We start from the raw sequence: 14315 nt of genomic DNA on the forward strand, positions 1-14315 counted from the left end.
GACGCGGCCGGTCGGACGCGGCCGGTCGGACGCGCCCCGCGCGGCGCGTCCGCACCCGTTCACAGGCCCGGTTCGCGAGGACACCACGGGCCCGTTCACCAGGACATCGCGTCGCTTTGATGAATAGGCTGGGCCGCGTGCCTCAACTACGCCTCGCTCTGAACCAGATCGACTCGACCGTCGGCGATCTCGCGCGGAACGCCGAGGCGATCGTCCACTGGACCCGGCACTCCGCCGAGCAGGGGGCGCACCTGGTCGCCTTCCCCGAGATGGCCCTGACCGGCTACCCCGTGGAGGACCTCGCGCTGCGCTCCTCCTTCGTCGACGCCTCGCGCCGGGCGCTGCGTGCCCTCGCGGAGCGGCTCGCCGACGAGGGCTTCGGCGAACTGCCCGTGGTGGTCGGCTATCTGGACCGCACGGAGGAGGCGAAGCCGCGCTACGGCCAGCCCGCGGGCGCGCCCCGCAACGCGGCGGCCGTGCTGCACCGCGGCGGCGTGGCCCTCACCTTCTCCAAGCACCACCTGCCCAACTACGGCGTCTTCGACGAGTTCCGGTACTTCGTGCCGGGCGAGACGCTGCCCGTGGTCCGGGTGCACGGGGTCGACGTGGCGCTCGCCATCTGCGAGGACCTGTGGCAGGACGGCGGCCGGGTGCCCGCCGCGCGCACCGCGGGGGCGGGCCTGCTGCTCTCCCTCAACGCCTCGCCGTACGAGCAGAACAAGGACGATCAGCGCCTCGACCTGGTGCGCAAGCGCGCCCAGGAGGCGGGGTGCACGACGGCGTACCTGGCGATGACCGGCGGCCAGGACGAGCTGGTCTTCGACGGCGACTCGATCGTGGTCGACAAGGACGGCGAAGTCGTCGCGCGGGCGCCGCAGTTCGCGGAGGGCTGTGTGGTCCTCGACCTGGAACTGCCCGCGGCGGGCCCGGTGCCGCACGGCGTCGTCGGCGGTGACGGCGGCGACGGCGGTGACGGCGACGGGCTGCGCGTCGAGCACGTCACGCTGTCCGCTGAGCCGCTGCCCGCGTACGAGGCGGAGTTCGGCGGCGGTTACGCCGACCGCCTCGACGACACCGAGGAGGTGTACTCGGCCCTCGTGGTGGGGCTGCGCGCGTACGTCACCAAGAACGGCTTCCGCTCCGTGCTCATCGGGCTCTCCGGAGGCATCGACTCGGCGCTGACCGCGGCGATCGCCTGCGACGCGGTGGGCGCGCGGAACGTGTACGGGGTCGCGATGCCCTCGCGGTACTCGTCCGAGCACTCGCTGACCGACGCGGAGGAGCTGGCGCGGCGCACCGGGCTCCACTTCCGTACGGTGCCGATCGCGCCGATGTTCGACGCGTACATGGAGTCCCTGGAGCTGACCGGGCTCGCCGAGGAGAACCTGCAGTCACGGCTGCGCGGGACCATGCTGATGGCCCTCTCCAACCAGGAGGGGCACCTCGTCCTCGCGCCCGGCAACAAGTCGGAGCTCGCGGTCGGTTATTCGACGCTGTACGGGGACTCCGTCGGCGCCTACGGTCCCATCAAGGACGTCTACAAGTCCGCGGTGTTCCGGCTCGCCCGCTGGCGCAACAAGGCCGCCGAGGAGCGCGGGCAGACGCCGCCGGTGCCCGACGACTCGATCACCAAGCCGCCGAGTGCGGAGTTGCGGCCCGGGCAGGTGGACACGGACTCCCTGCCCGACTATCCGGTCCTGGACGGGATCCTTGAGCTGTACGTGGACCGGGACCAGGGGGCCGACGCGATCGTCGCCGCCGGGTTCGCGGCGGAGCTCGTCGCTTCCACGCTGCGCATGGTGGACGCCGCCGAGTACAAGCGGCGGCAGTATCCGCCGGGTACGAAGATCTCCCCGAAGGGGTTCGGGAAGGATCGGCGGCTGCCCATCACCAACCTCTGGCGCGAAAGCGGCTGACCGCCTGGGCTTGGCCGGGGGGTTGTTCCTTGCCTGCGGGCTGGTGGGGGTTGTGCTTCCCTCCCCACCGCTACCGCGGCGGGAACCTCTCCCACCCACCCGTTTCCAGCCACCCGACAGGCGCGGGTACGGGGGTGCGGCGACCGGCCACGCCCCCTGCGGGCACCCGCCCCGCCCCTGTGGGCAATCGTCCCGCAGGGCGGGACGGGTGGGCACAGTCCCGGTGCCGGGTTCCCGTCCTGTCGGCGTTCAGGAGGTCAGGCGTCCACCCGCCGCTCGGCGCCGGGCACGTGTTCGGCGATCAGGCGGCCCGGCCCGGCGCCGGAAGAAGAACGGGCGCGGTCGACCGCGTACGCCACGGTGGCGACCCCCACGCCGAGCACGGCGAGCCCCGCGCCGGCGACGGCGGGCGAGGTCACGCCGAAGCCGGCGGCGAGGGTGAGCCCACCGATCCAGGCCCCGCCCGCGTTGGCGAGGTTGAACGCGGCCTGGTTCGCCGAGGAGGCCAGCGAGGGCGCGGCGGCGGCCTTCTCCATGACCATGAGCTGAAGCGGCGACCCGGTCGTGAACGCGGCCATACCGAGCAGCGTCACGCCCACGGCCGCACTCCACTCGGCCCGCATGAGGAGCGGGAAGAACGCGAGCACGACCACCAGCGAGCCGAGCCCGCCGAACAGCGTGCCGCGCAGCGAGTGGTCGGCGAACCGCCCGCCGAGCAGGTTCCCCGCCGTGGCCCCCACGCCGAAGAGGGCGAGCAGCAGCGTGACCCCGGCCTCGGCGAACCCGGCGGAGTCCGTCAGCATCGGCGTGACGTAGCTGTAGGCGGCGAACAGCGCGCCGAAGCCCGCGACGGTCGTACCGAGCGCGAGCCACACGGGCAGCGAACGCAGCGCCCGCAGCTCACCCCGGAGCCCCGGGTTCTCGCCGTGCCCGTGGTCGGCGGGCACGAGGAGCGCGAGCGCGGCGATCGCGGCGAGCCCGATGGCGCTGACGGCGAGGAACGTCGCACGCCAGCCGAGCTGCTGCCCCATGAGGGTGGCCACGGGCACACCGACGACGTTGGCGACGGTGAGGCCGAGGAACATCAGGGACACCGACCGGGCCTTGCGCTCGGGCCCGACGAGCCCGGTGGCGACGACCGCGCCGACGCCGAAGAACGCGCCGTGCGGCAGTCCGCTGACGAAGCGGGCGGCGATCAGGAGGTGGTAGTCGGGCGCGGCGGCGGACAGCGCGTTGCCGACGACGAAGAGTCCCATGAGGCCGATGAGGACCCGGCGCCGGGGCATCTTCGCGGTGACGGCGGCGAGCAGCGGGGCACCGATGACGACGCCGAGCGCGTACGCGGAGACCAAGTGCCCCGCGGTCGGGATGGATATGTGCAGGTCGTCCGCGACATTGGGCAGCAGGCCCATCATCACGAACTCGGTGGTGCCGATGCCGAAGGCGCCCACGGCTAGGGCGAGCAGGGCCAGGGGCATGAGGACGTACCTTCCGAACGGGCTGAGCGGGCGTGGGCGCGGGCGGGCGCGCGAGGGCGGCGGGGAGCGGCGCGCGCGACCCGTAAGTTTACGTACGGAACAAAGGTCCCGGCCCGAGTATTCCGCGCGGCCGCCAGGTCTGGGACGCGAGGTTGCGGGACGGTGACCGTCAGAGGTCCACGCTCGCGGCGACCGGCAGGTGGTCGCTGCCCGTCTCCGGCAGCGTCCAGGACGACACCGGCTCGACCCCCTTGACCATGATCTGGTCGATGCGGGCCATCGGGAACGAGGCGGGCCAACTGAAGCCGAACCCGTCGCCCGCGGCGCCCTGCGTGGACCGCATCTGCGAGGTGACGGCGTTCAGCGCGCGGTCGTTCATCGTGCCGTTCAGGTCGCCGAGCAGCACGACCCTGCCGACGCTCTCGCGCCGGATGGCCCTGCCCAGCGCGTCGGCGCTGTCGTCGCGCTGCCCCGCGGTGAAGCCCGCGTCGAGCTTGACCCGCACCGACGGCAGGTGCGCCACGTACACGGCGACCTCCCCCTTGGGGGTGTCGACGGTGGTCCGCAGCGCCCGGGTCCAGCCGAGCTTGATGTCGACGGGCCTGGTGCCGCTCAGCGGATACTTGCTCCACACGCCGACGGTGCCCTGCACCGAGTGGTACTTGTACGTGCTCGCGAGGGCCTTCTCGTACGTCGGTACGGCGCCGGAGGTGAGCTCCTCCAGGGCGATGACGTCGGCCCCGGACGCCGCGACGTCGCGGGCGGTGCCGGACGGGTCGGGGTTGTCGGCGTTGACGTTGTGCGTGGCGACGGTCAGGTCGCCGCCGCTGCCGGACTTGTCGGTCATGAGGCCGCCGAAGGCGCTGAACCAGGCGCTCACCGGAAGGAGCAGGGCGATCAGGGCGATCGCGGACTTGCGGACGACGGCGATGACGAGCAGGACAGGGACGAACACGCCGAGCCAGGGCAGAAACGTCTCGGTGAGGCTGCCGAGGTTGCCCACGCCGTTGGGGATCTGGGCGTGCAGCAGCATCACGAGCCCGATGAGGACCGCGCATCCCGCCGTGACCAGCCCGCGCCGCCAGATGCCGGGGTCGCCCCGCCATCCGCCGACCAGGCGTCGCAGTCGGGAATCCGGACGCTCGGGCTCCGAGCCGCCGCTGTCCGTCTCCGCCTTGTACGCCTGCGCCATGTCTCTCGTCGCCTCACTGACTGCCGTGCACACCGTCGTCCCGCCCTCAGCACCCTAGGCGATGATCCGGTGTCGTCCCTGCCGTCCGGGGACGGCCGTACGGGCACGAGGACGAACGAGAGCGCTCACGGGGTTCCGGATGTGCGTGCGGGGGGTGACCTCTGTGACAAAACGCGCACATCGACCCGGTGCCCGGCGTGGTGAACGCCACGCCGGGCACCGCGGGTTCACTTCTGCGGACGCATCCCTTCGAGCACCGTGTCGACGATGCGCACCGCCAGGTCGTCGTCCAGCGGATCGTTCGGGCGCATCACGGCGCGCACCAGCATGGGGCCGACGAACAGCTCGTTGGCGAGCACGAGGTCGACGTCCGCACGCAGCTCGCCGTTCTCGACGCCGCGGCGCAGGACGTCCCTGACGATGCGGCGCTGCGGTTCGATCACCGTCTCGTGGTACGCCTCCCAGAGCTTGGGCAGGCTCTTCATTTGTGCGAACACGTTGTGCAGGAGTGCCGACGAGCGCATGCTCAGGCCGCGGCGGCGGATGCGTTCGACGAGGACGACGAGGTCGTCGCGCATGGAGGTGCCCGGCAGGGCGGCGGGGGGCTCCTCCAGGCCGCGCAGGACGTCGACGAAGATTTCCTCCTTGCCGCTCCAGCGGCGGTAGATCGTGGCCTTGCCCACGCCCGCGGTGCGGGCGATGCGCTCCACGGAGATGTCCGCGAGGGGGATGCCCTCCTCGACCAGTTGGACGACGCCCTCGATGATGGCCCGCTCCACCGCCTCACTTCGGGGCCGCCCCCGTGCCCCCTTGCCGTTCCGCCCCTGCTCCACTGTCACGACTCCTCCGCGGTGTAACGTCCCCCCGCATTCTCCCTGGCCGGGTGCGACGTGACCGCCCGCCGGGGGCTGTGCCCACCCGTGCCGCCCCTGGCGGCCCGCTTGCCCACAGCGGAAGGGCGCCCGCCCCCGGCGGATCCTCAGTGCTCGGCGCCCACCCGCTCCCCCTCCGGGGCCGACGCGTCGGCAGGCGTCGACAAGTCCTTGCGCGCCTTGCCTGGCAAGTACAGGGACACGACGAGCACGCCCACAAGGGCGACCCCCGCCCCGCACAGGGCGGTGATGTGCATGGCGTGCAGGAAGGAGTCGTTGGCGGCGGCCACGAGCGCGTCCCCGCGCCCCCCGAGCCGCCCAGCGGCCCCGAGCGTCGCCTCGATCGACTCCCCGGCGGTGTGCCGCGCCCCAGGGGGCAGCACCTTCAGCTCGTCCTCCACGCCCCCGCGATAGGCGGTGGACAGCACGGACCCGAGCACGGCGATGCCGAGCGCCCCGCCGACCTGCCGGAAGGTGTTGCTGAGCGCCGACGCGGAGCCGGCCTTCTCCCGCGGCAGGGCCTGCATGATGACGACGCTGGTCGGCGTCATGATGTGCGCCATACCCGCGCCCATCAGGAAGAAGATGACCTCCAGGACCCAGATGGGAGTGTCGGCGTCGAGGAGGGCGAAGCCGACGAGCGTGAGGGCGACGAGCCCGAGCCCGCCCGCACACACCGCGCGTACCCCGAAGCGGTCGACGACGAGCCGGGCGCGCGGCGCGAAGATCAACTGGGCGACGGCGAGCGGCAGCATCAGCAGGCCGGTCTTCAGCGGCGAGTACCCGCGCACGCTCTGGGTGTAGAAGACGGCGAAGAACGTGACGCCCATCAGCGCGAAGAAGACGAGCGCGATCGCGGTGATGGCGGCGGAGAAGACGCGGTTCTTGAAGTACGAGATGTCGATGGACGGGTGCTCGCTGCGCTTCTCGTACCAGACGAAACCGGCGAGCACGGCGACGCCCGCGAGGATCGTCGCGAGGGCCGCGGGATCGGTGAAGTCGGCGAGCTGGCCGCCCTTGATGATGCCGTAGACGAGCAGTACGAGACCGATGACGGAAAGGACGACGCCGACCAGGTCGATGCGGCCGGGCTTCGGGTCCCTGGAGTCCGGGACGAGCGCGATCATCAGACCGATGGCGACGATCACGATCGGCACGTTGATGAGGAAGACCGAGCCCCACCAGAAGTGGTCGAGGAGCAGACCGCCGGTGATCGGTCCGATGGCGACGGCGAGGCCGACACCGCCGGCCCAGATGCCGATGGCCTTGGGCTGCTCCTCGCGCTCGAAGACGTTCATGAGGACGGCGAGGGTGGCGGGCATCACGAAGGCGGCGCCGAGACCCATCACTCCGCGGAACGCGATGAGTTCGACCGGTGAGCCGGACTGGGCGGCGAGCGCCGAGCCGATGCCGAAGACGGCGAGCCCGGCGATCAGGACCTTCTTGCGGCCGATGCGGTCACCGAGCAGGCCCGCGGTGAACAGGAGTCCGGCGAAGACGAGCGTGTAGGAGTTGATGGCCCACTCGAGCTCGCTCTGGGTGGCGCCGAGGCCGGTGGGTTCCGGGGTGGAGATGGTCTTGATGGCGACATTGAGGATCGAGTTGTCCAGGACGACGATCAGCAGGCTGAGCATCAGGACGCCGAGGATCGCCCAGCGGCGCCGGTGGACCGCCTCCGGTATGCGGGGCGCGTCGGGGACGGCAGATGTGGTCATGGACTCCAGCGTAGAGCCATTTCGATACGAGACCGTCTCGTATTGGAAAGGCTTTACCGCGGCTTTTCCCGTCCATCACTCGGCCCGCCCCCCATCCCGTCACCCGGTCCAGCATGCGGAACATCTGCGTCCACCCTGCGGAATCCCCTCCTCCGGAGACTAGAACCCGCCAGGTCCTCGCCCAAGCTGGAATTGGCCGAAAAAACACCCTCTAGCCGCAAGGCGGCACGCGATGCCACCATGGACGTGATCCGGGGACGCCGTCAGGGCGCCTCGAGACGACAGAAGGAGCCGTTGCGATGACGCAGCTTTCGGCTGCCCAGAGCCCCGCTTCCACGGAGCGGAAGACCGACAGCAGCAAGGCGCTGTACGGCGGCAAGGGCACTCGCCGCATCACGGTCCGCGACATCACCGCCGCCAAGGAGCGCGGCGAGAAGTGGCCCATGCTCACCGCGTACGACGCGATGACCGCGTCCGTCTTCGACGAGGCCGGGATCCCGGTCATGCTCGTCGGCGACTCGGCGGGCAACTGCCACCTGGGGTACGACACCACCGTGCCCGTGACCCTCGACGAGATGACCATGATGGCCTCGGCCGTCGTGCGCGGCACGAGCCGCGCCCTGATCGTCGCCGATCTGACCTTCGGTTCGTACCAGGAGGGCCCCGTCCAGGCGCTCAGGTCCGCGACCCGCCTGGTCAAGGAGGCCGGCGTCGGCGCGGTGAAGCTGGAGGGCGGGGAGCGCTCACTGGCCCAGACCGAGCTGCTCGTCCAGTCCGGCATCCCCGTCATGTCCCATCTGGGGCTCACCCCGCAGTCGGTGAACACCATGGGCTACCGCGTCCAGGGCCGCGGCGAGGAGGCCGCCCACCAGTTGCTCAGGGACGCCAAGTCGGCCGAGGCCGCGGGTGCCTTCGCGGTGGTGCTCGAACTGGTGCCCGCCGAGCTCGCCGCCGAGGTCACCCGGTCCCTGAACATCCCGACGGTCGGCATCGGCGCGGGCGCGGACTGCGACGCCCAGGTCCTGGTATGGACCGACATGCTGGGCCTGACCGGCGGAAAGATGCCGCGCTTCGTGAAGCAGTACGCGGACCTGCGCGGCGTCATGGGCGATGCCGCGAAGGCCTTCGCCGAGGACGTGGTGGGCGCCGCGTTCCCGGCTCCGGAGCACGCCGTCCACTGAGGTACCCGCGCCGTGGGCACCGACACCGGGTGCCGGTGCCCACGGCCGACACGAACCATCGCGGCACCAACGGCAGCCCGCCGGCCGTCCCCCGTCGGCGGGCTGCCCTCCTCTTCCGGCGCCCCCGCGTCCGCACCTACCGGAGCCCACGACTCCGGGGCGACTTTGCGCCATCCCGATCTTGAGGCGTCATGTACCGCTTCATGGCGTTCTCCCCCCACCTGTCACCGCGCTTGTCGGCCTCCTGTCGCTTCTTGCTCCTGCCGCTGTCGGTCGGCTGTCGGCGGATTGTCGGTGGCGACTGCTCTTATGTACGGCATGACAGAAATCGACAACAAGCCCCAACGGGTGACCGGCGGAGCGGCGAACGCCGTCTCGGTACGGGGGCTGGTCAAGCACTACGGCGAGACCAAGGCGCTGGACGGCGTCGACGTGGACGTCCGCGAGGGCACGGTCCTCGGCGTCCTCGGGCCCAACGGCGCCGGCAAGACCACGCTCGTGCGCTGCCTCTCCACCCTGATCACCCCCGACTCCGGCTCGGCCTTCGTCGCCGGGTACGACGTGGTGCGCCAGCCCCGCCAACTGCGCCGCGTGATAGGCCTCACCGGTCAGTACGCCTCGGTGGACGAGAAGCTGACCGGCTGGGACAACCTCTACATGATCGGCCGACTGCTCGACCTGTCCCGCAAGGAGGCCCGCTCCCGGGCCGACGGCCTGCTGGAGCGGTTCTCGCTCACCGAGGCCGCCAAGCGCCCCGCGCGTACGTACTCGGGAGGCATGCGCCGCCGCCTCGACCTGGCGGCGTCCATGATCGGCAGCCCGGCCGTGCTGTTCCTCGACGAGCCGACGACCGGCCTCGACCCGCGTACGCGCAACGAGGTCTGGGACGAGGTAAAGCGCATGGTCGGTGACGGCGTCACCGTCCTGCTGACCACGCAGTACATGGAAGAGGCCGAGCAGCTCGCGAGCGAGCTCACGGTCGTCGACCGCGGCAAGGTCATCGCGAACGGCCGCATCGAGGAGCTGAAGGCGAAGGTCGGCGGCCGCACCCTGCGCGTCCGCCCGGCCGACCCGGCGCAACTGCGCCCCACCGCCGCGGCCCTCGACGAGTCGGGCCTGACCGGCCTCGCCACCACCACCGTCGACGACGAGACCGGCGTGGTCCTGGTGCCGATCCTGAGCGACGAGCAGCTCACGGCCGTCGTGGGCACCCTCACCGCGCGCGGCATCACGCTCGCCGACATCGCCACCGAACTGCCCAGCCTGGACGAGGTCTTCCTGTCCCTCACCGGCCACAAGACCGGCGAGACGCAGGACGCCGCGTCCACGAGGGCCACCGACTTCGAGGAGGTCGCCGCATGAGCGCCACCACCACGGCCCCGGCGCCCCCCTCGGCGCCCGTCGAGAACCACGTCGGCAAAGCAGGCGCCGACACCCGCATCAGCCCGCGCGCCCATGTGCGGCACACCGCCGCCCTGGTCCGCCGCAATCTGCTGTGGATCAAGGCGGACATGGAGTCGATGATCGACGCCGTGCTCATGCCGATCATCTTCACGCTCCTTTTCGTGTACGTCTTCGGCGGCTCGGTCGGCCAGTCGCTCGGCGGCGGCCGCGACGAGTACGTCCAGTACGTGATCCCCGGCCTCATGGCCATGATGGGGATGAACATGGCCATGGGCGTGGGCACGGGCTTCAATCAGGACTTCCAGACCGGTGTGATGGACCGGTTCCGGTCGCTGCCGATCGCGCGTTCCTCGGTGATGGTCGCGAAGATCGTGGTCGAGCTTCTGCGGATGCTGGTCGCCACCGCCATTCTGATGATCGTCGCGCTGATCATCGGCTTCTCCGTGGAGAGCATCCCGGGTTTCATCGCGTCCGTCGGTCTCGCCATGGCCTTCGGGGTGGGCCTGATGTGGATCTTCCTCACCATGGGTGTCGTCATGAAGAGCGCCCAGGCCATCCAGGGCATGGGCTTCCTGGTCCTGATGCCGCTGCAGTTCGGCTCGTCCATCTTCGCGCCGACGAAGTCCATGCCGGGCTGGCTCCAGACGTTCACGGACTACAACCCGCTGTCGTCGCTCGCCGACGCGGCCCGTGGCCTGATGAACGGCGGCACGCCGATCGCACACGACGTGTGGGTGACGCTGATCTGGTCGGTCGCCCTCACGGCGATCACGGCGCCGATCGCGATCCACAAGTTCCGCACCAAGACGTGACCCCCTCGGGTCACAGCTCCGCCGAGGCGACGGCCTGCTCCCAGGTGAGGCCGTCGCCCTCGGCATAGGCGGCGGCGTAGCCCGCGTCGCCGAGCGCCGCCCGGGTGGCGCGCTCGGCGCTCCCCCGGATCTCCCGCTCCAGGGCCACGGGGACGTGGCCGGGCGGCAACTGGGCGTCGGCCACGGCGAGCAGATGGGCCGCGTCCGCGGCCCGGTCGGCGTCGTGGCAGACGAGCGCCCTGGCCAGGGTCGCGAGGTGCACGGCGAGCAACTGCGGCGCGACCAACTGCGCCAAGGGGTCGGCGGCCTTCTCGACGGCCTCGCGGGCCAGGCCGACCGCCCGCGCGTGCCGGCCGTCGAGAGTGTCGAGCCAGGCGTGCGAGCCGCACACGAAGCCCTCGAAGAGCGCGAAGCCGAAGGCCGTGAACTCCTCCTTCAGGCGCGCCAGTTGCTCACGGGCCTCGGCGGTGCGGCCGGTGCGGCAGAGCAGGCCGACGAGGAAGAGCCGGGCCGCGGGCAGCGCCCCGTTCAGACGGTTCCCCGCGTCGCTCACGACCTGCCGCAGCAGCGCCTCGCCGCGCTCGGCCTCACCCGCCTCGACCAGGACCGTGCCGAGCCGCGCGGTCAGCAGGGACACCTGCGCCCACGCGCCGAGCTCCGTCGCGTGCTCGATCGCCGCGCGGAAGTCGGCGGCCGCGTGCAGGTACGCGCCGCGCCGCTCGTGCGCCTCGCCGCGTGAGGACAGGGCCTCGGCCGTGCCCCAGGCGTCGCCGAGCCGGGTGTAGATCTCCAGGGCCTCGTCGGCGTCGCTGCGGGCGTCACCGGCCCAGTCGGTGCGGTTGGCGAGGATGTTGGCGCGCTGTTGCAGGGCGCCCGCGAGCTCCCAGGTGAAGCCGTACCTGCGGCAGGCGGTGACGGTCTCGTCGATGAGACGGCGCAGCCGCTCCACGTCGCCGGTCATCAGGACGGCGAAGAACCACAGGCTGCCCGGGCTGCGGCAAGTCTGCGGCAGGCCCGGCCGGTAGGTGTCCCTGATGGCGTCCAGCTTCCGCGCGGCCTCGGGGGTCCGCCAGTCGGAGGGGTCCATGTCCATGCAGGACAACTGGATGAGGTGCACACCGCGCCGGGCCTCGATGAGGAGCTCGCCGGACAGCGGGGGCGGGGTGTCCGTGCAGCGCGTGTACAGCGGGGCGGCGGGGGTGACGGGCGGGGCGAACGGGTCGGGGCCGAGGGCCATCACGTCCCTGGTCCAGTTACGTGCCTCCTGGCGCAGGCCGCGGATCAGCCAGAACCACGCAAGGGAGAGGACCAGGCACAGCGCCTCCTGCTCGTCGCGGGCGGCGACGGCGCGGCGCAGGGCGGTGCGCAGGTTCTCGTACTCCGCTTCGAACGCCGCGACGGCCGCGAGCTGCCCGTGCCCGCGCAGCTCCGGGTCGGTGGTCCTGGCGAACTCCCGGAAGTAGGTGAGGTGCGCCCGCTCCGCCGCGCCCCGCTCCCCCGCCTCGTCCAGGCGTTCGGCGGCGTACTCGGAGACGGTCTCCAGGAGCCGGTAGCGCATCACGTCGCCGTGCGTGGCGGGCGCGGCGACGACGAGCGACTTGTCGACGAGGGAGCCGAGGACGCCGGCGATGTCGCGGGGGTCCACGCGGCTGCCCGCGCAGACGGCCTCGGCCGCCGCGAGGTCGCAGCCGCCCGCGAAGACCGAGAGGCGGCGCAGGACCGACCGTTCGGCGGTGTCGAGGAGGTCCCAGGACCAGTCGACGACGGCACGCAGGGTCTGCTGGCGCGGCAGCACCGTGCGGGCCCCGTTGGTCAGGAGCCGGAAGCGGTCGTCGAGCCGGTCGGCGATCTGGCGCGGGGTGAGCATCCGCAGCCGGGCCGCCGCCAGTTCGATGGCGAGCGGCAGGCCGTCGAGGCGGCGGCAGATCTCGGCGGCGGCGCGGGCGTCGTCGTCGACCCGGAAGCCGGGCCGCGCGGACGCCCCGCGGTCGGCGAGGAGCCGCAGCGCGAAAGGTTCCGGCAGCGGTTCGACCGGGTGCAGCAACTCGCCGGGAACGCCGAGAGGTTCGCGGCTGGTGGCGAGCACGGTGACCCCGGGGCACTCGGCGAGCAGCCGCGCCACGAGGCCCGCGGTGGCGTCGACGAGGTGCTCGCAGTTGTCGAGTACGAGCAGCATGCGGCGCGGTCCGCAGTGCTCGGTGAGCCGGAACAAGGGGTCGGCGGCCTTGCGTTCCGCCGCCGCGCGCAGCTCCTCCGCGCCCGCGCCCCGCAGCACCGTCTCGCGCGCGCCGAGCGCGGTCAGGACGGCCTCCGGTACGTCGTCCGGGTCGTCCACCGGCGCGAGTTCGGCCAGCCACACCCCGTCGGGCACGGTGTCGGCGACCGACTCCGCGGCTTCCTGGGAGAGCCGCGTCTTGCCCGCCCCGCCGGGTCCTGTCAGCGTCACGAGCCGCGCCCGCCCCAGGTCGGCCCGGATCGCGCCGATGTCCCCGGCCCGCCCCACGAAGGAGGTGAGCCGGGCGCGGAGGTTGCCCTGGGCGGGGGTTCTGGCGGGAGGCTCCGCCCCGGCGCGGGGGGTTGCCGCTTCCGGGGCGCCGACGGGAGGGGGCGGGTCGGCGGCGCCCTCTCGCTTACGGTCACGCCCCTGGACCTCGTCTCGTCCCCGGTCCGCGTCCCGGCCGCGGCCCCGGTCCCGTTCGCGGTCGGCGTCGCCGTCCGGGCGCAGCAACTCCGCGTGCAGGGCGCGCAGTTCCGGGCCCGGGTCGGTGCCGAGGCGGTCGGCGAGGGTGCGGCGTACGTCGTCGTACGCGGCCAGCGCCTCCGCCGTGCGGCCGACGTCGCGCAGGGCGCGCAGGCGCAGGGTCTGGAGGGCTTCGTCCAGGGGGTGGGTGTCGCACAGGGCGGTGAGCTCGGGGAGCGCCGAGTCCGCCCGGCCGAGCGCCAGGTCGGCGGCGCACCGCGCGCGCCTGGCGTCCAGGCGGCGGGCGGACCAGCGGGCCGCCTCCGCGGTGTGGTCCGGCAGGTCGGTGAAGGCCTCGCCGTGCCACAGGGCGAGGGCGTCGTCGAGGAGGGCGGCGGCCTTGGCGGGGTCGCCGTCGGCGAGGGCGCGGGTGCCTTCGCCGACCAGGCGCTCGAAGTGGTGGGCGTCGACGTCGTCGGGGGCGGCGCGCAGGTGGTAGCCGCCTTCGGTGGAGGTGACGGCGCCGGCGCCCAGGGCCCGCCGCAGCCTGCCCACCAGGGCCTGGAGGGCGCCGGTGGCGTCGGCGGGGGGTGTGTCGCCCCACACCTGGTCGACGAGGAGGTGCACCGGGACGGTGCGGCCCGGGCGCAGGGCGAGTGCCGCGAGCAGTGCGCGCAGGCGGGCGCCGCCGACCGGCACGGTGGTGCCGTCGGGGCGCAGGGCCTGGGTCACGCCCAGAACGCGGTATCGCACGCCCCCATTGTCGCCGGTACCCGCGGTTGGGGGCCGCGCAGGGCCCATCCGTCGGCCAACGGGGGTTTGCGCTCCGCGCGGGGATGGGTGGGGTGCCCTCTGTGTCAACCGCACCGTAGGCCTGGGCTGTGCCCACCCGTTCCGCCCCTGGCGGACCAGTTGCCCACAGGGGGAGGGGAGAGGAGGGGCGGACAGCCGCCCGCAGAAGGGACGGGCGGGAAGCCGGGAGAGGGAGGCGCGGACCAGCCGCCCGTGGAGGGGGCGGGCGGGAAGACCGAGGGAGGAGGCGCGGACCGGGTGCCCGCAGAAGGG

General features: G+C 72.5%; 9 protein-coding genes. 4 read left to right on the top strand and 5 right to left on the bottom strand.

Going from position 1 to position 14315, the window contains the following annotated elements; translation table 11 throughout:
* Positions 1-137: 137 nt before the first annotated feature.
* Positions 138-1916 carry an NAD+ synthase gene (locus IG78_RS0116780; RefSeq protein ID WP_030563864.1) on the top strand — a complete coding sequence of 593 codons (1779 nt, stop codon included), beginning with the start codon at positions 138-140 and terminating at the stop codon, positions 1914-1916.
* Positions 1917-2173: 257 nt separating this feature from the next.
* Here the strand turns inward: IG78_RS0116780 and IG78_RS0116785 are convergent, their stop codons facing one another.
* The 4 genes from IG78_RS0116785 to IG78_RS0116800 all read right to left on the bottom strand — a co-directional run bounded on the left by IG78_RS0116785 (position 2174) and on the right by IG78_RS0116800 (position 7173).
* On the bottom strand, positions 2174-3394 hold the full coding sequence (locus IG78_RS0116785; protein ID WP_030563865.1) for an MFS transporter: 1221 nt from the start codon (positions 3392-3394) through the stop codon (positions 2174-2176).
* A 169-nt stretch (positions 3395-3563) separates the two neighbouring features.
* A complete protein-coding gene (locus IG78_RS0116790) occupies positions 3564-4586 on the bottom strand; it encodes an endonuclease/exonuclease/phosphatase family protein (RefSeq protein ID WP_030563867.1) in 1023 nt (340 codons plus the stop codon).
* Positions 4587-4813: 227 nt separating this feature from the next.
* On the bottom strand, positions 4814-5425 hold the full coding sequence (locus IG78_RS0116795) for a TetR/AcrR family transcriptional regulator (protein ID WP_078965198.1): 612 nt from the start codon (positions 5423-5425) through the stop codon (positions 4814-4816).
* A 140-nt stretch (positions 5426-5565) separates the two neighbouring features.
* Positions 5566-7173 (bottom strand): DHA2 family efflux MFS transporter permease subunit, encoded by a 1608-nt coding sequence (locus IG78_RS0116800; protein WP_030563871.1) that lies wholly within the window; start codon positions 7171-7173, stop codon positions 5566-5568.
* Positions 7174-7472: 299 nt separating this feature from the next.
* Here IG78_RS0116800 and panB point away from each other — a divergent pair, with 299 nt between their 5' ends.
* The 3 genes from panB (at position 7473) to IG78_RS0116815 (ending at position 10570) form a co-directional block, all read left to right on the top strand.
* Positions 7473-8354, top strand: coding sequence for a 3-methyl-2-oxobutanoate hydroxymethyltransferase (gene panB, locus IG78_RS0116805; RefSeq protein ID WP_030563873.1), 882 nt, complete (start codon positions 7473-7475; stop codon positions 8352-8354).
* A gap of 318 nt (positions 8355-8672) precedes the next feature.
* A complete protein-coding gene (locus IG78_RS0116810) occupies positions 8673-9716 on the top strand; it encodes an ATP-binding cassette domain-containing protein (protein WP_030563876.1) in 1044 nt (347 codons plus the stop codon).
* Entirely contained in the window at positions 9713-10570 is an 858-nt protein-coding gene (locus IG78_RS0116815) for an ABC transporter permease (RefSeq protein WP_030563878.1), read from the top strand. Before IG78_RS0116810 ends, IG78_RS0116815 begins: the two co-directional genes overlap by 4 nt.
* A 10-nt stretch (positions 10571-10580) precedes the next feature.
* On the opposite strand, the gene IG78_RS0116820 is transcribed toward IG78_RS0116815, so the two are convergent.
* On the bottom strand, positions 10581-14051 hold the full coding sequence (locus IG78_RS0116820) for an AfsR/SARP family transcriptional regulator (protein ID WP_030563880.1): 3471 nt from the start codon (positions 14049-14051) through the stop codon (positions 10581-10583).
* Between the last annotated feature and the right edge of the window lie 264 nt (positions 14052-14315).

The sequence above is a fragment of the Streptomyces aureocirculatus genome (assembly GCF_000720475.1).
In the GTDB taxonomy this organism is placed as follows: domain Bacteria; phylum Actinomycetota; class Actinomycetes; order Streptomycetales; family Streptomycetaceae; genus Streptomyces; species Streptomyces aureocirculatus.